This window comes from Costertonia aggregata, assembly GCF_013402795.1.
Lineage (GTDB): Bacteria > Bacteroidota > Bacteroidia > Flavobacteriales > Flavobacteriaceae > Costertonia > Costertonia aggregata.
Genome location: NZ_CP058595.1, coordinates 1,094,727 through 1,114,300, shown reverse-complemented (window position 1 = coordinate 1,114,300; position 19,574 = coordinate 1,094,727). Strand labels below are relative to the sequence as shown.

At 39.3% G+C, this 19,574-nt stretch carries 14 protein-coding genes and 1 tRNA gene; 9 read left to right on the top strand and 6 right to left on the bottom strand.

What is annotated here, in order from left to right; translation table 11 throughout:
* Positions 1-7 precede the first annotated feature (7 nt).
* Positions 8-1,498, top strand: a complete 1,491-nt coding sequence (locus tag HYG79_RS05130; protein ID WP_179241087.1) for a SusD/RagB family nutrient-binding outer membrane lipoprotein — start codon at positions 8-10, stop codon at positions 1,496-1,498.
* Between the two features lie 140 nt (positions 1,499-1,638).
* The gene (locus HYG79_RS05125) at positions 1,639-4,956 is read left to right on the top strand and encodes a VCBS repeat-containing protein (RefSeq protein ID WP_179241086.1); all 3,318 of its coding nucleotides are present in this window, start codon (positions 1,639-1,641) and stop codon (positions 4,954-4,956) included.
* Positions 4,957-4,967: 11 nt separating this feature from the next.
* Here the strand turns inward: HYG79_RS05125 and rimM are convergent, their stop codons facing one another.
* Both rimM and HYG79_RS05115 read right to left on the bottom strand, forming a co-directional pair.
* Positions 4,968-5,495: a ribosome maturation factor RimM gene (gene rimM / locus HYG79_RS05120; protein ID WP_179241085.1), complete on the bottom strand. Its 528-nt coding sequence runs from the start codon at positions 5,493-5,495 to the stop codon at positions 4,968-4,970.
* A gap of 10 nt (positions 5,496-5,505) precedes the next feature.
* Positions 5,506-6,183: a 30S ribosomal protein S16 gene (locus HYG79_RS05115; protein ID WP_179241084.1), complete on the bottom strand. Its 678-nt coding sequence runs from the start codon at positions 6,181-6,183 to the stop codon at positions 5,506-5,508.
* 215 nt (positions 6,184-6,398) lie between these two features.
* On the opposite strand from HYG79_RS05115, the gene dnaE reads away from it, so the two are divergent.
* From dnaE to HYG79_RS05085, 6 genes are all read left to right on the top strand, one after another.
* Entirely contained in the window at positions 6,399-10,784 is a 4,386-nt protein-coding gene (dnaE, locus tag HYG79_RS05110) for a DNA polymerase III subunit alpha (RefSeq protein ID WP_179241083.1), read from the top strand.
* 106 nt (positions 10,785-10,890) lie between these two features.
* Positions 10,891-11,208 carry a thioredoxin gene (trxA, locus tag HYG79_RS05105; protein ID WP_179241082.1) on the top strand — a complete coding sequence of 106 codons (318 nt, stop codon included), beginning with the start codon at positions 10,891-10,893 and terminating at the stop codon, positions 11,206-11,208.
* 129 nt (positions 11,209-11,337) lie between these two features.
* Complete coding sequence (locus HYG79_RS05100) at positions 11,338-12,267, top strand: DUF58 domain-containing protein (protein ID WP_179241081.1); 930 nt, start codon at positions 11,338-11,340, stop codon at positions 12,265-12,267.
* Positions 12,268-12,341: 74 nt separating this feature from the next.
* Positions 12,342-12,415, top strand: a tRNA-Asp gene (locus HYG79_RS05095).
* A gap of 230 nt (positions 12,416-12,645) precedes the next feature.
* Positions 12,646-13,866 carry a site-specific integrase gene (locus HYG79_RS05090; protein ID WP_179241080.1) on the top strand — a complete coding sequence of 407 codons (1,221 nt, stop codon included), beginning with the start codon at positions 12,646-12,648 and terminating at the stop codon, positions 13,864-13,866.
* A gap of 99 nt (positions 13,867-13,965) precedes the next feature.
* On the top strand, positions 13,966-14,871 hold the full coding sequence (locus HYG79_RS05085) for a hypothetical protein (RefSeq protein WP_179241079.1): 906 nt from the start codon (positions 13,966-13,968) through the stop codon (positions 14,869-14,871).
* 57 nt (positions 14,872-14,928) lie between these two features.
* Here the strand turns inward: HYG79_RS05085 and HYG79_RS05080 are convergent, their stop codons facing one another.
* Positions 14,929-15,570 carry a class I SAM-dependent methyltransferase gene (locus tag HYG79_RS05080; protein ID WP_179241078.1) on the bottom strand — a complete coding sequence of 214 codons (642 nt, stop codon included), beginning with the start codon at positions 15,568-15,570 and terminating at the stop codon, positions 14,929-14,931.
* A gap of 74 nt (positions 15,571-15,644) precedes the next feature.
* Positions 15,645-16,502, bottom strand: coding sequence for a helix-turn-helix domain-containing protein (locus tag HYG79_RS05075; RefSeq protein WP_179241077.1), 858 nt, complete (start codon positions 16,500-16,502; stop codon positions 15,645-15,647).
* A gap of 185 nt (positions 16,503-16,687) precedes the next feature.
* On the opposite strand from HYG79_RS05075, the gene HYG79_RS05070 reads away from it, so the two are divergent.
* Positions 16,688-17,383, top strand: coding sequence for a superoxide dismutase (locus HYG79_RS05070; protein WP_228027937.1), 696 nt, complete (start codon positions 16,688-16,690; stop codon positions 17,381-17,383).
* Here the strand turns inward: HYG79_RS05070 and HYG79_RS05065 are convergent.
* A complete protein-coding gene (locus tag HYG79_RS05065) occupies positions 17,380-18,090 on the bottom strand; it encodes a DUF2490 domain-containing protein (RefSeq protein ID WP_179241076.1) in 711 nt (236 codons plus the stop codon). The two genes, HYG79_RS05070 and HYG79_RS05065, sit on opposite strands and share 4 nt — an antisense overlap.
* Entirely contained in the window at positions 18,090-19,517 is a 1,428-nt protein-coding gene (locus HYG79_RS05060) for an MFS transporter (protein WP_179241075.1), read from the bottom strand. The genes HYG79_RS05065 and HYG79_RS05060 overlap by 1 nt, the downstream gene beginning before the upstream one ends.
* Positions 19,518-19,574: the final 57 nt, after the last annotated feature.

Here is a 19,574-nt window from a genome sequence, read left to right as displayed (position 1 = left end):
GAAAATTATGAAAAAATCAATTTATGTCTTGTTGTTTTTGTTCGTGCTTAGTGCATGTGACGAAGGTTTTGAAGAGCTAAATGTTAACCCTCAGAAGCCTATTCAAGTAAGTGTCAATAATAAGCTGACCGCAGCCCAATTGTTCGTATCAAGTGAGCGATATGATAATTGGAGAGCAGGTTTGATTTATCAATCCACCATGATGCAGCACATAGCGACTACTGCTGGGTATTGGGATGGAGATAAATACACGTGGAACAGAGGTTATGCCTCGTCCCTTATGGATAGGTATTATGGCAATGCCATAAAATCTTTGGAGGATATGTTGGTTCAAATCGATGAAGAAGGGCTACCGGCTGAAATGAAAGCAATTACTAGAATATTGCGAGTTTTTGCCTTTTCAAGATTGACCGATTTATATGGAGACGTTCCTTATAGCGAGGCCGGCAAAGCGGTTTTAGAGGGTATCTTAACCCCAAAGTACGACCCGCAAAGTGAAATCTATGCAGATATGTTAAAAGAATTGGAAGAATCCGCTGCTGACTTAGGTACAGGTACCTCTCAATTTGGGGATGCTGATATCATATATAACGGTGATCAAGCTAAATGGAAAAGATTGGCCAATTCTTTAATGTTGCGCTTGGGATTAAGGCTTATAAAAGTAGACCCTGCTGCGGCGCAGTCATGGGCTACTAAAGCTATTGCAGGTGGAGTAATGGAGTCTAATGATGACATTTTCTTTGTACCACACACTGCTGGTCCAGAAGGGGTCAACCAAAATGGTAATGGCGAGGTTTTTCTTGTAGATGCCAATCCAAGGTTAAGCAAAACTTTTGTGGATTTCATGAAAGATAGAAACGATCCAAGATTACCAATTTTGGGAGCAAGAAGAAGTGATGGTAGTACTGACCCCGCCGATATGATAGGCTTTCCAAACGGTCTTGACGCGAACATGCTTTTAGAGATGACAGGTGAAGAGAATTTGGATAATTATGTTGAGCCCAACAGGAATATTATTACAGGGTTAGATGCTCCAATGATTTTCCAGACCTATGCCGAAGTAGAATTTATGTTGGCCGAAGCCAATGTGAGATGGGGAATCGGCGGTGATGCCGAAACGCATTACAATAATGGCGTAACTGCAGCTATGAAGACATTATCACTTTATGGTGATGCTGGTGTTATTGATGATGCCGATATTGCAGCTTACTTGACAGCAAACCCTTATGATGCGGCAAATGCTATTGAGCAAATTGCTACCCAATATTGGGCGGTTACCTTCTTGAACGAATATGAATCGTTTTCTAATTGGAGAAGAACAGGATTCCCTGTATTGACACCTGTTAATTACCCCGGTAATGTAACTAACGGTACAATTCCAAGAAGAATGTCATATTCTGAAAGCGAGCAGGTAAACAATAAGGCAAACTATGATGAGGCCATTAGTAGACAAGGGTCTGATGAGCTTACCACCAGGGTATGGTGGGATGTTGAATAACTCATAATCCAATTTTATAGAGTCAGTTTGAGTTAGTTTTAGTTAATTTATCAAAGGAGGGGAAACTCTCCTTTGTTTTTTGGTATAAATAGTATGGTTATATTGGTATTTTTACACTGGTAATTAGATTATTATATTTTATGAGATCATTTTTTTTGGTTTGCATAGCGTTCATTTTCTTTTCATGCGAAAAAAAAGCAGAAATAAAAAACCAACAGCTTTTTACACTTTTGGAACCTGCTCATACGGGCATTGATTTTGTCAATAAAATTGAAGACACAAAACAAGCGAATATTCTGCTGTATGCCAATTATTATGGAGGGGCTGGTGTAGGCGTTGGTGATTTTAATAATGATGGTCTACAGGATATTTATTTTGCCGGGAATATGGTTTCCGACAAACTTTATTTAAATCAAGGGGATTTTAAATTTAAGGATATTACCCAAAAAGCAGGGATAATTGACGATGGGGGATGGTCTACCGGCGTTACCATTGCAGATGTTAACAATGATGGGCTTTTAGATATATATGTTAGTAGGGAGTTATATGATGAAAACCCCGATTTGAGAAAAAACCTGCTGTACCTGAACAAAGGTGACTTGACTTTCAACGAAGTCGCCGAAGAATTCAAAGTTGATGACCAGCAAAGAACAAGGCATTCCACTTTTTTGGATTATGACAAAGACGGTCTATTAGACTTGTTCTTGTTGACCCAACCTCCTAATCCTGGCAGTTTTTCCGAATACGCAGGAACAGAGTTGCTCAAACCTGAGTATTCACTTCGGCTTTTAAAAAATAAAGGAGGTTTTTTTGAGGATGTTACCAAAGCAGCAGGACTTTTTAAAACAGGCTTTCCAAATGGCGTTTCCGCCAGCGATATAAATAATGACGGTTGGACGGATATTTACGTGGCGAACGATTTTTACGCTCCTGATTTTCTTTTCATCAATAATCAAGATGGTACTTTTTCTAACCGTATTGACTCAACAATAAACCAGACCTCCTTTTACAGTATGGGAGTAGATATTTCGGACATCAACAACGATGGCTTATTGGATGTTTTTGTGGTGGACATGGTCGCCGAAGACAATTTTAGATTGAAATCCAATATGAGCGGAATGAATATTGAAGCCTTTTGGAAAGTCGTAGAAGACGGCGGTGGCTATCAATATATGTACAATACATTACAGTTGAACAACGGGAATGGCACTTTTAGTAACATAGCACAATACACCGGTATGTCGGCGACAGATTGGAGCTGGTCTAACCTTATAGCTGATTTTGATAATGATGGGTTTAAGGATGCCTACGTCACTAACGGATTATTAAGGGATATCAGAAATACCGATGCAGATAACAATGTAGCCGAATATGTGAACAAGACCAGACTTGAATGGCTTCAAAAAAATCCTGACGGTGGTACCATAAAAAGTATCTGGGATGTTGTAAATCTCGAAAAAGCTATTGGATTAATACCTTCTCAACCTTTAAAAAATTATGCTTTTAAAAATAAGGGGAATTTAAAATTTGAAAAAGTGGCCAAAGATTGGGGTTTGGATGTCGAGTCGTTTTCCAACGGGTCGGCATATGCTGACTTTGATAATGACGGGGATTTGGATTTGGTCGTGAACAATATCAATGAAACGGCCTTTGTATACAGAAATAACACTGAAGCCAATACCAATGGTAATTTCTTAAGGTTAGAGCTGTCGGATAACTCAAATGCGCCCACGCTCGGTTCAAGAGTTGATATTTATACAAACGGAAATATGCAAACACAACATATAACCAATGTAAGGGGCATATATTCCACAAGTGAATCTACGGTTCATTTTGGTCTAGGTTCTTCTAAAAAAGTAGATAGTTTGCTCATTACTTGGCCCAATGGCCTTGAAACTTTTGAAAAAAATATCAATGCAAACCAAACGGTAAAGTTTACAAAAGACAAAGCTTCTGTAAAATCGAAATTGTCTAGGTCTAATGATGCACTTTTTGTTGAAACAACAAATGAACTCCCTATTGAGTTCAACCATGTGGAAAATAATTTTGACGACTTTAAAAAGCAGGTGCTTCTTCCCCATAAGTTATCTCAATTTGGTCCGGCCATGGCCGTTGCCGATATTGATAACGATGGGTTGGACGATGTTTTTTTGGGTGGAGCTACCGGGCATGCCCCAAAATTATATAAACAGAACAAAGACGGATCTTTTACTATTGTTCTAAACGAATTTTGGAAGAAAGAAGCTCCTTTTGAAGATGTTGATGCAGTTTTTTTTGATGTAAACTCTGATGGCTATAAAGATTTATATGTGGTGAGCGGTGGCAATGAATACCCTAAAAAAGATTTTCGTTACACAGACCGCCTTTATATAAATAATGGGAATGGTGGTTTTTCCAAAGGAGCTATCCTAGGTGTAGAACGTATCAGCGGTTCCACTGTAACAGCAGGGGATTATGATGCCGACGGGGATATTGATTTGTTTGTCGGCGGAAGGCATGTGCCTCATGAGTATCCATCCCCGCCTTCCAGTATGTTATTAAAAAATGAAAACGGTCAACTTGTTAATATGACCGACGAATTGGCACCAGGGTTTGATAATGTAGGAATGGTGACTGATGCTATTTGGACGGACTATAATCAGGATAACGCTATAGACCTCGTGGTCGTGGGTGAGTGGATGCCTATAACCCTTTTCAAAAATGAAAATGGAAGCTTGACCAAGGACACTGCTGATGGCCTTTCAAAAACATCTGGCTGGTGGTTCAGTATCGATAAGGGCGATTTTGACAATGATGGTGATGAAGATTATATAGTGGGCAATCTAGGTTTAAACTATAAGTACAAAACCAGCCCCGAGAAACCTTTTGATATTTATTATGACGATTTTGATGATAACGGAATGAAGGATATTGTCTTGGGGTATTACAATGATAACAAACATTATCCCTTGCGGGGGTTCTCGTGTTCTTCCGAACAAATACCTAACCTTAAAAAAGATATAAAAAAATATGATGTTTTTGCATCTTTGGAAATAGATGAGGTTTATGGGGAAATGGAATTAAAAAATGCACTCCGATATCAAGCAGATACTTTCGCATCCATGTACATTGAAAATATGGGAAACAATACGTTCAAAACATCACTGTTGCCTTATCAGGCCCAACTGTCCAATATAAACGATATGCTTATTGACGATTTTGATGATGATGGCAATTTGGATGTTTTGGCTATCAACAATTTATTTGTCTCGGAGATAGAAACCCCTAGGAACGATGCGGGAACGGGACTGATAATGCTTGGCGATGGAAAAGGTGGGTTTTCTCCGTTATCGATTAAAGAAAGTGGTTTTTTCTCAAACAAGGATGCGAAAAAAATACGTGTTTTGATCAATAAGGAAAAACGATTTGTTTTGGTAGCGAACAATAACGATAAGCTTCAGTCTTTCAAGCTAAAGTGATATGAGCATAATCAATTCAGGTAAAGATCTACTAAACCATCGGGCGTGGTGACGAAGATGGTTTTGTTTTCACGGTCTACCTTAGTTATGATTTCATCGGTAACAGGGATCAAGAGTTGCTTATCTCCCTTTTGTACTTCAAAAAGTGCTTGAGCTGTAGTATCGTTTACGCTTTGTATAGTTCCTATACCTCCATGTACTTTGTCCATGATCGTAAACCCAATGACTTCGTGAAAATAGAATTTGTTGCCTTCAAGTTTAGGCAATGACGATAACGGTAGATACAGTTCGGCGCCCATGATCCTATCGGCCGAGGCTTCATCTTTGACTTCTTCAAAATCGATACGGAGCAGTGCCGATTTGTGCAGTCTACATCTATCTATAAAAAATGGAACCAGATTGTTTCGTATTGAAACAAAAACTGATTCCATGTTTTCGTAAATCTCAGGGTCATCGGTATCTAATTTTACGAGAACCTCACCTTTGAAACTATATTTTGAAACAACTTTGCCTAGGTAGAAACATTCTTCCTTTCGCATCGTTCAAAAATTACTCTTCCTCTCCGGTCTTGGCAGGCTTTACATCCTCGTCGCTCGCATCAATAACCTCTTCAACAGAAGGTGCTTCGGCGGCATTGTCACTAGCTTCGATTTCCTCTTTTTCTTTTACGGGAGCTACGGGAGTGGTATCCGCATTTTCCGTATCGGGTTGTGGCGTTTCGGGAGTGTCTACTGCTACCTCTTCGGCACTTTCACCTTCAGGTGTTTCGGGAAGCGCGGCAGCGGCAGCTTCAGCAGCTCTTTTGTCGTTAACTTCTTTTTCGGCTTTCAATGCGGCGGCCCTAGCGTCTGCTTTGGCTTTGTCTAATCCACCGATCTTGCTGGCGACAGCTTTTTCTTTTTCTTCTAACCAAGCGTTGAACTTTTCTTCAACTTGCTCTTCGGTCAGTGCTCCTTTACGTACACCACCTAGTAAATGATGTTTTAATAAAGCGCCTTTATAAGATAAAATAGCCCTTGCCGTATCTGTAGGTTGTGCACCGTTTTGCAACCATTTAACGGAGTCATCAACTTTTAATTCAATTGTAGCAGGATTGGTGTTGGGGTTGTAGATACCTAACTTCTCCAAAAATTTACCGTCTCTTTTGGCACGGCTGTCAGCGGCAACGATCCAATAAAATGGTTTTCCTTTTTTACCGTGTCTCTGTAATCTAATCTTTACTGGCATATCACATTAATTTGTAGGGTGCCCGACCCTTGGTTATTAATTCTTAATTCCTTCAAAAAGGGCTGCAAATATACGCTATTTTAAATAACTTACAATTTTTCGGAACTATATTTAGCATTATAATAGCAGTTGATAACTGCTAACAACTCCCTTTTTCAGCAAACTCACTTTTCCTTATTTTTATCGATACTTTTTGCATGTACAAAATATCATAAATGTATTTAATCTTCGATACCGAAACCACTGGCCTTCCCAAACGTTGGGATGCCCCGATAACCGATACCGACAACTGGCCTCGCTGTATACAGATAGCATGGCAGTTGCATGACGGCATGGGGAATTTGTTGGAGCATCAAGATTATTTGGTACGTCCGGATGGTTTTAATATTCCTTATGATGCAGAACAGATCCATGGTATATCAACAGCCTTGGCAGAGCAAAAGGGTATCGCTTTGGATAGGGTTTTGGAGAGGTTCAGTAGCGCAATGTCCAAAACCAAATTTATTGTTGGGCAAAATGTGGGCTTTGATGTAAACATTATGGGAGCGGAGTTTCATCGTTTAGGTATTGAAAACTCCTTACAGCAATTGCCCGTTTTGGATACTTGTACAGAATATACGGCGCAGTTATGTCAAATTCCCGGTGGGCGAGGTGGAAAATTCAAATTACCTACGTTGACCGAGCTGCATGAATACTTATTCAAGCAACCATTTGCCGAAGCCCATAATGCCACGGCGGATGTTGAGGCTACCACCCGTTGTTTTTTGGAGCTTGTTCGCAAACAACACTACACGGCCGAACAGTTGGATGTCCAACCAGACTACTTCCAAAGCTTTTCGGAGGCCAACCCGCATGAGATACCGCTTATCGGTCTCAAGCACATCAACCTTAAAAAAGCATCAAAAAAAATTGCCGATGCGCTATGGGAAAAAGATACCGGTGGTATTTCACAAGCTGAAATCAAGGAAAATATCAAAACCCTTGAAGAGGCAGCATTTGCTCACCTACACAATCATTCCCAGTTCTCGGTACTGCAATCTACAATAAGTATTAAGGATTTGGTCAAGTCAGCCGCAGATAATCAAATGTCTGCAGTGGCATTGACCGATCATGCCAATATGATGGGGGCGTTTCATTTCGTAAAGGAAATAGGTGCGCACAACAAATCGGTCCGGGACAAAAATAAAGCTGCCGAAAAAAATGGGGAGTTGGCTGCGAAACAGGAAATTACCCCTATAATCGGCTGCGAGTTCTTCGTTTGCGATGACCATACCAATAAAAGTGTAAAAGATTACGGTTATCAAATCGTGCTGTTGGCCAAAACCAAAAAGGGATACCATAATTTGGCCAAAATGTCCTCTATAGCATTTACCAATGGGTTCTATTATGTGCCGCGTATCGATAGAAAAGTCATACAGGAATATAAAGAAGACATTATCGTGTTAACGGGGAACCTATATGGCGAAGTCCCGGGGAAAATATTGAACGTTGGAGAAAAACAGGCCGAGGAAGCCTTGCTATGGTGGAAAACAGAATTTGGTGATGATTTATATGTAGAGCTCATGCGCCATGGGCAGGAAGACGAGGACCGTGTTAATCAGGTTTTGGTCGAGTTGGCCGCCAAACATAATGTAAAATTGGTCGCTACCAACAATACATATTACTGTTCAAAGGATGATGCCGATGCCCATGATATTCTTTTGTGCGTCAAAGATGGGGAAAAACAAGCAACGCCCATTGGCCGTGGTCGCGGGTACCGATATGGTCTGCCCAATCAGGAATATTATTTCAAATCTCAGGACGAGATGAAAGAAATCTTCAAGGATATCCCTGAAGCTATCTTGAACGTTCAAGAAATAATAAATAAGATAGAGCCTTTTGAACTGGCTCGTGACGTGCTTTTGCCCAAATTTGATATTCCGGAAGCGTTTAAAGTGCCTGAAGACGAGACTGACGGAGGCAAACGTGGTGAAAATGCCTATCTGCGTCATATCACTTATGAAGGTGCAAAAGCCAGATACGGCGAGATTACCCCCGAGATAAGGGAACGTATCGATTTTGAGCTGGATACGATAAGGAATTCAGGCTATCCCGGTTATTTTTTGATTACCGAGGATTTTATTCGTGAAGCCAGAAATATGGGGGTTTCGGTAGGCCCAGGCCGTGGTTCGGCCGCTGGTTCGGTAGTGGCCTATTGCTTGACCATTACCAATATCGATCCATTAAAATATGACCTGCTTTTTGAGCGGTTCTTAAATCCGGACAGGGTATCCATGCCCGATATTGATATCGATTTTGATGACGAGGGCAGGGGAAAGGTCATGGATTATGTAATCAACAAGTATGGGGCAAATCAAGTAGCACAGATCATCACTTACGGTACGATGGCGGCAAAATCATCTATACGTGATACGGCTCGGGTACTAGATTTGCCTTTGGGCGATGCAGATCGTATTGCAAAGTTGATTCCCACCATGTCCAAGCTTGGCAAGATTTTCGGCCAATCGGATGCTGATTTAAAAAAGAAGTTCAGGGCTGAGGATTACGAAAAGGTAAACCAACTTTTGAATATTTCCGAAACGGATGATTTGGAAGGGCAAACCGTGAATATGGCGCGAACCTTGGAAGGTTCGGTCAGGAATACAGGTATTCATGCGTGTGGCGTAATTATAACACCGGATGATATTACCAATTTTGTTCCCGTGGCGACTGCCAAGGATTCCGATTTGTATGTGACCCAATTCGATAACTCGGTCGTTGAAAGTGCAGGGCTCTTGAAGATGGATTTTTTGGGTTTAAAAACCTTGACGTTAATAAAGGATACCGTCAAAATCGTAAAAGCGAAACATAGTATTGATTTGGTGCCCGATGATTTTCCTTTGGATGATGAAAAGACCTATGAGCTTTTTCAAAGGGGGGATACAGTTGGGATATTTCAATATGAATCCCCGGGAATGCAAAAACATATGAAGGATCTCAAGCCAACGGTGTTTGATGACCTTATTGCCATGAATGCCTTATATCGTCCCGGACCTATGGAATATATACCCAGTTTCATTGCGCGTAAACATGGTAGGGAAGAAATCGCCTACGATTTGCCCGATATGGAAGAATATCTAAAGGAGACCTATGGGATTACGGTATACCAAGAACAAGTGATGCTGCTTTCCCAAAAATTAGCGGGCTTTTCAAAAGGTGATGCCGATGTGTTGCGTAAGGCGATGGGGAAAAAGATATTTGCGGTGCTGCAAAAAATGAAGCCACAGTTTTTGGAAGGTGGTGCGGCCAATGGGCATCCAACCGAAACCTTGGAAAAAATATGGAAGGACTGGGAAGCTTTTGCGGCCTATGCCTTTAATAAAAGCCATTCTACCTGTTACGCCTACATTGCCTATCAAACAGCATATTTGAAGGCGCATTACCCTGCGGAATACATGGCTGCGGTTCTTAGCAACAATATGAACGATATCAAACAGGTTACTTTCTTCATGGAGGAATGTAAGCGTATGGGATTGGATGTATTGGGCCCCGATGTGAACGAGTCGTACTATAAATTTGCCGTGAACAAAGATGGTGCCGTTCGTTTTGGGATGGGGGCGATAAAAGGGGTAGGGCGTTCCGCAGTGGAAACCATTGTAGCCCACCGAAAAAAAGATGGGAACTTCAAATCGGTCTTTGATTTGGCAAAACGAATCGATTTGCGTGCCGCCAATAAAAAAGCTTTTGAAAACTTGGCCGTTGCCGGTGGGTTCGACTCTTTTGGTACCACACATCGTGCACAGTATTTTCACGATGAAGGCGACGGAATTACTTTTTTGGAAAAGGTCATTAAATCTGCCGCAAAATATCAGGAAAACCAAAATTCGTCTCAGATGGATATGTTCGGTGGCATGAGCGAAGCACAGATTCCCGAACCTGTTGTTCCACCGTGTGAAGAGTGGGGTACCATGGAAAAATTACGACGGGAAAAAGAAGTGGTCGGCATTTATATTTCCGGGCATCCGTTAGATGATTTTAAGACTGAAATCAACGCTTTTTGCAATGCAAACGTTTCCTGCGCCAACGAACTGGAGCATTATGTAAATCGGGAACTTTCTTTTGCCGGTGTCATCACCGATGTGCAGCATAGAATATCCAAAAACGGAAAAGGATGGGCGTTATTTACCATGGAGGATTATACGGATTCTTTTGAATTCCGGATTTTTGGCGAAGAGTATCTAAAATTCAGGCATTTCTTGATGATAAATTCTTTTGTGTACGTGAAAATGTACGTAAAAGAAGGGTGGGTCAATAGGGATACGGGTAAAAAGGGAGACCCACGTATGCAGTTCAATAGCTTTATATTACTTCAAGAAGTGATGGAGGCCTATGCCAAGAAATTGACCATTAAACTGAATATAGACGAATTGAAAGAAGAGAATATCCATCAATTAAAAGATACCTTGGTTTCGCACAAAGGCAATCACCCGTTAAATTTCGTTATTTATGAAATGGAAGAGGAAATAAAGGTAAACCTGTCCAGCAGAAAACAAAAAGTCCAGATTTCCAGTGAACTGCTGCATCGATTGGAAGAGAGCCAAGTGCACTATAAATTAAATTAAGGGTATAGGCTTTGTCAATTTGGTCATAACCAAAACGTATATAAAAGTAGTAAGGAATACGCAGAATATTTGACTAACTTTGTATAATCTTTAAAAGTAAACAATCATGGCATTAGAAATAACAGACGCTACTTTTGATGAAGTAGTCTTAAAAAGTGATAAACCGGTAGTAGTGGATTTTTGGGCAGCTTGGTGCGGTCCTTGTAGAATGGTAGGCCCGGTAATAGACGAGGTAAGCAATGAATACGAAGGTAAAGCGGTAGTAGGTAAGGTAGATGTTGATGCCAATCAGGAATTTGCCGCAAAATACGGAGTGCGTAATATACCTACGGTCTTGGTGTTCAAAGATGGTGAAATCGTAAGCAGGCAAGTAGGGGTTTCCCCAAAAAAAGTATATACCGATGCTATTGATGCGGCATTGTAGCCACTAAACTCCTAAAGCTTGGAGAAATTATAAAATTTTAAATCCCATCTCTTAAGATGGGATTTTTTATTGCCCTGAACTTTATTGTTTACTCTTTGGGAGCTTGTAGGCTTTTCTTATCTTAGAGATGTGAACATACAATCCGAATTACATAAAGCTTCCCTTTTTCAGAATTTAGAACTTTTGGCCAACCAAGTTGTTGAAGGTTTTATAAGTGGAATACATAAAAGTCCGTTTCATGGTTTTTCCGCTGAATTCGCCGAACATAAAATTTACAATAACGGAGAAAGTACCAAGCATATTGATTGGAAGCTTTATGCAAAGACCGATAAGCTCTATACCAAGCGTTATGAGGAGGAGACCAATCTGAGATGCCATATGATTTTGGATAATTCAGCATCGATGTACTATCCGGAAATTAAAAATTTGGGTATTGATGCTCTAAATAAAATTGGTTTTGGCGTATTGGCTATCGCCGCTTTGATGAATATCTTAAAACGACAGCGGGATGCTGTTGGGCTCAGTGTATATTCGGACCATTATACTTATTATGCGCCCGAAAAAGGCAGTGAGCGCCATCATCAAATGCTGCTGGCCAAACTCTCAGAAATCAGTTTGAACAGAAATGATACAAAAATCACCGAAACCTACGCACATCTACATTTGATCGCTGAGAAAATAAAACGTAGAAGTCTTGTTTTTTTGTTTACCGATATGTTTCAAACGGCAACCGATGATGAAAAGCTATTTGATGCGCTACGCCATTTAAAGTATAACAAGCATGAGGTAGTCCTGTTTCATGTACTTGATGTAGAGACGGAGTATAATTTCAATTTTACGAATACACCCAAACGCTATTTGGATGTAGAAACAGGGGAGCACATAGATTTATATGCCGAGAACATTAAACAAGAATATGAAAAAAGTATTGCGATCTATTGTGACACTTTGAAATTAAAGTGTGCCCAATACAGAATTAAATATGTTGGGGTTGATGTTCGTTCTGGTTTCTCCAAGGTTCTAAATACATTCTTGGTAGAGCGACAGAATTTTTTGTAGCGATGCTTTAATTTAAGATAAAATTGTTTGCGCAATTAAATAAGCAGTGTATATTTGCACACGCTTAATGCCATGGTCTGGTAGTTCAGTTGGTTAGAATACCTGCCTGTCACGCAGGGGGTCGCGGGTTCGAGTCCCGTCCAGACCGCTAAATGGGTAATCAAAATCCCTCAAAACCTTGTAAATCCTATGATTTGCAAGGTTTTATGTTTTTAGGGCAATCATATAATTTCGTATCATTTGCATCTAAAAGGTCACAAATCGTCAACATATTTTTTTATCTGCGATTATGTTGACAGAATAACGTAACTTACTCATATTGATATAGTTGATTTGACTTTCGTCTCAATGAATGTTTAACCATTAAAGACGACAACTATGCGAACTTCATCAACATTCTCTATACTGTTTTGGGTGTATGGAAAACGTGCCGTAAACAACAAAGCAAATATCTACATTCGGATTACCTTAAACGGTAAACGCGTCAACATCAGTCTCAAAAAGAAAATCAATATTTCGACTTGGGATGAAAAATTGCAGAGAGCAAATGGGACCGATAAGGATTCCCGCGTTCTCAATCTATACTTGAACGAAGTACAATCAAAGGTTTATAGGATTTACGAAGATTTCAAGAGGGATGAAATACCTTTTACTTCTCAAATGGTAAAAGCTAAATTTTTAGGCGAAGATAAAACACGTTTATCCTTTCAAAATCTTGTTGACTACTATAATGAAAAGATGCAACACAAATTGCATAAGAATACGATGGGCCAATATAAGACCAGCCAACGGTATATGATGGAATATATCCTAAAGGAATATAAACTGAATGACATTCCACTTTTCAATCTCGAATACAGTTTTATTGTAGGCTTTGAAGATTTTCTTCGGTCGTATGTACCCAAAAGTGGTCAATCTAAGATTGGCAATAATACTGCAATGAAGCATATTAAGCGTTTGAGAAGAATGGTTACTCTTGCCTATCGGATGAAATGGTTGGAAAGAGACCCATTTGTAAATTTTAAAATGAAAATTGAAAAGAAGGAACGTGGTTTCCTTACCGATTTTGAATTGCTAAGTATTGAAGATTTGTCCTCTTCAATAGAGCGTCTTATGGTCGTGAAAGATTTGTTTGTTTTTAGTTGCTATACGGGTATTTCTTATGTTGACATTGTACAATTAAGTGAGGATAATATTGTATTAGGCATAGATGGTAGCCCTTGGATTATGGGAAAAAGAGTAAAAACAGGTGCACCGTTCAAAATCCCGCTACTTCCTAAAGCTGCTGTCTTAATTGACAAATATAAGGACCACTATCGAACTAACAATACGTCAAGTCTTTTGCCCAAGTTATCCAATCAAAAACTAAATAGTTATTTGAAGGAAATAGCTGACTTATGCGGTATTAAAAAAAACCTGACTTTTCATATGGCACGCCATACTTTTGCCACTACGGTGACTTTGAGCAATGGTGTACCCATAGAGACTGTATCTAAATTATTAGGGCATACTAAACTGTCCACAACTCAAATCTATGCAAGGGTGGTCGAGAGAAAAGTTAGTGATGATATGGCACTACTCAAATCAAAAATTGGCTAATAAAACTCATTAAGAATTTATAAACTGTTTCAATCTTCAAACAAAACTTTAACAGTTTGAATTTCCATTCTATTACCTTTACAAACTAAAATATTAGGTATGCTTTTAAAGGTCAAATGGGAAGATTTCAAAAGTGAAGTTGATGAGTATATTTCTGACGGGAAGTCTCTAATGGATAAATATAAAACTTCAAGAACCGAAGATGAACTTAACGAGCTAAAGGATGCAAAGCTCACTTGGGAAAATTCAGTTATCAATTTTGTAAAAACTTCCTTTGAGCCTGAAAACATAAATTTTGCTTACGACTTTAAAGAACACCGAGGTTACAATACTGGGTTCAAATTAAATGTTGCTCAACTAACAAAAAATACTATTCAAGCCTTAAAGGGTGAGGTTGATGGCCTTAAATCTTATTTGAAAATGCTATCCATAGCAGATGCAGTGATTAGTCCTGATGGGGTTGATTTAGAAGAAAGAGGAAACTTTGATACTGAAGCAAAGCTAAATCTCATACTTTCCAAACTATATGAATTATACCCTGATGGCAAATACTATTCTATAAAGTGGATTCTTGAAGGGAACGGCATAGGTTTAGATACCTACAATGAGGATTTTGACTTTGCTAAAATGCTGGAAATAAGGGGCTACGTAGATGTTATGGCTGCTAAAAATACGAATGCAAAACTTACTCTTGAAGGAAAATTGAATATTGAACAAGCAAGAAAAGCGAAAGTTACCGACTATTCTAAAATTAGTGATTCAGAGGAAGAGTTAAAAACACTTATCGCAAAAGTTCTCAAAGAAGTCAACAAATTAGGAATCGGCCAGCAAATTATTTTTGATGAATTTGATGAGTTACGTAATGATATTCCAAATTTAGATAAAAAGTCATTTGGGCAGTTATTGAAAGCCAAACTATATGATTTGGTAACGGCTAAGGCATTTGACAAAGCTATTGCCAGCGATGTATTTAAACAATTTACTGACCAAGTACTTTCTTTTTAAAGGTACTTGTTTCCATTTATTCGGATATTTAACTTAGCTCTAGTTCCTGAAAAAGAATCAATCCAAATGCTTTTTGCCAACGAACCGAACAACATTTCCAATGCCATTGTGGAAGCTACCCTCCGACAATTGCACATCTAATTCCTCCAATTGAATTATTTGGAAACCCTTAAAATCCCTTTTGATTTTATCTTTTGAAAACAGCATATCAATATCCATTGGTCCCCCAACTTTGTGGTCGACTTTTTTATATTCCAAATTCTTTTCGCTGTAGGCCTCAAAAATTATGATGCCACCAGGTTTTAATAATTTGACCAGTTTTTGATGAATTTCCGAAACCTTATTGCCAGTAAAATGGGCGTATATCAAAGCGATTGCATCAAAACTTTTTTCGGGAAAATCCATTTCCAAAATATCGCCAACCTCATAATCAAGAGATACATTAAAGTCTTTGGCTAACTGCATTGTTTTTTCCTTACCACTCCGACTTAAGTCTGTGGATATTACTTCCCAACCTTGGGTTGCTGCATATACACCGTTTCTTCCCTCGCCATCGGCCGGCAATAGTATGTTGCCAGGGCTTAGTTTATCCAAGCACTCTTTAAAAAAAACATTGGGCTCTTTGCCATAGGCATATTCAGATGCACCATATCTTTCTTCCCAGAATTGGGTGTACTGCTTGTCAAAAGATGTGTCCATAGTCTAAATTTTGAAAGCTAAAGTTACGCACGCAAACTCGTATGTATTTGGATTATCTCTAATTTGAATAGCACTTACTTAAAGTCGTTGCGATACTCTTCAGGTGTTTTCCCAGTTTGTTTTTTGAAGAAACGGGTAAAATAGGAAACATCATAGTAACCCAATTCAAAGGCAATCTCTTTGATTTGATTGCTCGTTCCTAAAAGATATCTTTTTGCTTCCAGTACGATATGGTCGGCTATAACCTCGGAACACGTTTTGTTCATCGTGGTCTTCGTAATTCTATTCAATTGAAAAAGTGAGAGATTGAGCATTTCGGCGTAATCTTCGACCCGCTTCTTTTCACGAAGATTTGTATTAAGTAAGTCCAGAAACGATTCAAGCTGTAATTGTATGGAATGGTCAACTTCAAAATCGGGTTTTTCGGTCAAGTAATGCCTGTATAAATTAATGAAAATGGAATCAAGATTGGAATTAATTATTTCTCTTGAACCTATTTGGCTATTCGTGAATTCTTGATATACTCTATGCATATAGTCAAGAATCGATACTGCAACATCTTCACCCAAATCATAAAAATTGGATTTGCTTACGTCTCGAAGTGCTTTTTGAAGTATATCGCCATTTGGGTAATAATACCCATTTGCAAATTCAATGAGATAGCCTTGACTACCCTTTTCCAATGAAAGTTGGTGAACTTGTCCGGGTCGCATTATATAGAAACTATTGTCCTTTATCTCGTATTCTCTAAAATCTATGGTATGGGCTCCCCTACCCTTGGAAATCAGTAGCAGAAAATAGAAGTCGTGACGATGTAATTCGCTTTTAAAATTCTCTTTGCCGCAAAAGTTGGCAACATCCAATACTTTGAAACCATCGTCTTTTCCACAAAAATTAGTGTTGTCTATTTCTCGTACAGGTATATTGCTCATAGGACTATCTTTATAGAATATCGTGCAATTGTATTTCACTAAAGTCCTACCGTAAACACTACATATCCGTCTAATTTTAAAAGTATTATCATAGAGTTTTTGGATTAAACATCTTGAACTGGATTGTTCGATGCAATCAAGTTCCAAACTACGATAATTGCACTAGCAAAAATACGAAATTGGATATGGAAAAAAGAGATTTTTTGAAGACTTCTGCTCTTGGCGCACTAGGTCTATCGTTCCTGCCACTTTGGGGCAGAACCCCTAATAATCAGAATATTATCAATATTAATAATACTCTTCCCGAATTACCCTATGCATATAATGCACTAGAACCATTTATCGATGAGCAAACAATGCGATTACATCACGAAATCCATCATCAGGGGTACGTAAACGGACTGAACAAAGCATTGGAACAATTGACAGAATTGAAGGACAAACAAGATTACGAAATGATAAAACATTGGGAAAGGGAACTATCATTTCACGGTTCTGGCCATATACTACATTGTCTGTTTTGGGAAAATATGAATCCGACCAAAACTATGCCCAAAACACAACTAAAAACTCTTATTGACGAGCAGTATGGAAGCTTTGAAAACTTCAAGACCCACTTCATTAGCAGTGCTGCCAAAGTGGAAGGTTCGGGCTGGGGTATCTTGGCTTTTGAGCCTTTCGGTGAAAAACTATTAATTCTACAAGCCGAAAAGCATCAGAACCAAACCCTATGGAATACTTTACCCTTGTTGGTAGTTGATGTTTGGGAACACGCGTATTATTTGAAATATCAAAATAAACGCAAAGCGTATCTCGATGCATTCTTCAATATCATCAATTGGGATGTGGTATCTAAACGACTGAAAAACGCTTTGGACTAATCTTTTTTAAAACTTATCCGATGAAAAAGGCCAACTAACAAGGTATGGTCGTTCTCGATGATTTCTGGCCGAATTATAATATATTGGTTAAGATAGCCCAGACCCAATGTAAGATTTTTTGAAAGAGCAATATCGAAACCACCATAGATTCGATTTTGCGTCAAGGTAGCCTCTTGGCCACCACCCATAGCGATAAAAATCAACTCGAAGAATGACATTCCCAAAAGCTGTCTGCTCTCATCATTGCGAAGTAGCGGAAAGCGAAAACCTGCCCTTAATCTCGCTCGTTGCAGAAATTCTCCATTCCTGAAAAACTGCTCCATCTCTATTGTGCTCCCAATAGAGAACTTACCTACTTTATCCCTAAAATAAAATCTTTCCAAAAAACGATGTTCTACTCTTTTTTCAGGTACAGGTAGCTCACCATAGGGAAAGATGATGGCCCATTCATAACTTAATCCAACTCCAAAATTCTTGGAAAGATTGTAATTTCCGCTCAATCCTAATTTGGAAATTTGCCACTCCTTAACGAAATCGTGTCTTGACCACGCATAGAGTAAATTGGTGCTAAAACGCTCGTTAAATTGATATGTGCCCGAATAATACCACCAAGAGTTGAACTGGTTGGCCTTTATTTGAGCCTTGCAAGTATTCGCAAATACTATCAGTGATAAGACCCATAAAGCCTTTAAGTATATATTCTTCATTATTGGTTTGGTTTTTCATCTGTAGGTTTCGGCATAAAAAGAGAAAGTACTAGTGCGGTAAGAACCATTGTTCCTGCCACGAGATAGGTAACCTTCATAGCATTGATTATTATTGCCACACTTGCTGACTCGACCTCTTTATGGTCTGCTGCATACACGAAAATTGCACCCATTACGGAAGCGCCGGTAATCAATCCTATGTTCCTCGATAAATTCAGAATGCCCGAAACGACACCACGCTGCTCATTTTCCGCATTCAACATCACCTCTGTGTTATTGGCAGATAGGAAAAGTTGGTAACCTGGGGTTAGAAAAAGAATTGATATTATGTAACCCAATAGACCAAAGTAGATAGGTAGGATTGCCAATGAAAACGATGCCAGTAGCATAACCGACAATCCAATAAACAAGGTTCTTTTTGCACCGATACGGTCAACAATTTTACCAGTTGGAACACCTGCCACAGCAGCGGCAAAAGGACCAACAGATAGAACCAACCCTACTATGGCTTCTTTAAGACCTAGTGCGTAGATTAAATAAAAAGGCCCGACAATCAAGGTGGACATCATAACCGTTGCGATGAGTATGTTCATTGCCAGGCTGATTGTCAATTTTCTATTTTGAAACAGGGTTAAATCCAACAGAGGATTTGTAGACCTTTTTTCTACATAAACAAAAAGAGCGAAGCACGTTATACTGGTAAGAACCATTGCAAATCTATTTGATTGGGACATCGATTCACCTATGGTGACCGATAGTGTATAACAACTCAATACGACCATCAACAGTAGTGTGCCGACTACGTCAAAATGGGAAAGGGAAAACTTGGTTGGCCTGATTTTAGATTTAGGCAAGTAGCGTACTGCGAGTATAAAGTTTACGGCAGTTAATGGGATGAAAACGAGAAAAATAGATTGCCATCCATAATGCCCAATTAAAACGCCGCCAACCGTTGGACCCAATGTAGTTCCAACTGCGGACATTGCTCCCAATAAACCCATAGCAAAGCCCGTTTTGGTGTCAGGAACAGTTTCTCGCACAAAAGCCATTGAAAGCGATATTAAGGCTGCCGCCCCAATACCTTGAATTACTCTTCCCACAATCAAAAGCCAAAAATCCTTGGAAATACTACAGATGACTGCGCCGAGTAGAAACACGATTATTCCAGACAGAAAAACTTTCCGTTGGCCCAATAAGTCGCCCAATCTGCCCGCACCAACAACAAATACGGTAATGGCAAGAAGGTATCCCAAAACTACCCATTGGATGGTCTGTACCGGAATGGCAAAATCAATGGACAATCTTGGCAGCGCGACATTTGCAATGCTCATCCCCAATGAACCCATCAACATTGCCAAAGCCAATGGGAAAAGTGGCCCATTTACCTTACCAATATCCTGTTTTTTTGGAACTCTATTTCTTACCATTACCCGCCAGTAATTTTTAGCAGGTACAAAGGTCTTTTTAAACCCACCTTTGTAGTA

Bases quoted from the DNA above. Each gene is read 5' to 3' on its own strand.
- HYG79_RS05130 (WP_179241087.1), top strand. From the start codon at position 8: ATGAAAAAATCAATTTATGTCTTGTTGTTTTTGTTCGTGCTTAGTGCA.
- HYG79_RS05125 (WP_179241086.1), top strand. From the start codon at position 1,639: ATGAGATCATTTTTTTTGGTTTGCATAGCGTTCATTTTCTTTTCATGC.
- rimM (WP_179241085.1), bottom strand. From the start codon at position 5,495: ATGCGAAAGGAAGAATGTTTCTACCTAGGCAAAGTTGTTTCAAAATAT.
- HYG79_RS05115 (WP_179241084.1), bottom strand. From the start codon at position 6,183: ATGCCAGTAAAGATTAGATTACAGAGACACGGTAAAAAAGGAAAACCA.
- dnaE (WP_179241083.1), top strand. From the start codon at position 6,399: ATGTATTTAATCTTCGATACCGAAACCACTGGCCTTCCCAAACGTTGG.
- trxA (WP_179241082.1), top strand. From the start codon at position 10,891: ATGGCATTAGAAATAACAGACGCTACTTTTGATGAAGTAGTCTTAAAA.
- HYG79_RS05090 (WP_179241080.1), top strand. From the start codon at position 12,646: ATGCGAACTTCATCAACATTCTCTATACTGTTTTGGGTGTATGGAAAA.
- HYG79_RS05085 (WP_179241079.1), top strand. From the start codon at position 13,966: ATGCTTTTAAAGGTCAAATGGGAAGATTTCAAAAGTGAAGTTGATGAG.
- HYG79_RS05080 (WP_179241078.1), bottom strand. From the start codon at position 15,570: ATGGACACATCTTTTGACAAGCAGTACACCCAATTCTGGGAAGAAAGA.
- HYG79_RS05075 (WP_179241077.1), bottom strand. From the start codon at position 16,502: ATGAGCAATATACCTGTACGAGAAATAGACAACACTAATTTTTGTGGA.
- HYG79_RS05070 (WP_228027937.1), top strand. From the start codon at position 16,688: ATGGAAAAAAGAGATTTTTTGAAGACTTCTGCTCTTGGCGCACTAGGT.
- HYG79_RS05065 (WP_179241076.1), bottom strand. From the start codon at position 18,090: ATGAAGAATATATACTTAAAGGCTTTATGGGTCTTATCACTGATAGTA.
- HYG79_RS05060 (WP_179241075.1), bottom strand. From the start codon at position 19,517: ATGGTAAGAAATAGAGTTCCAAAAAAACAGGATATTGGTAAGGTAAAT.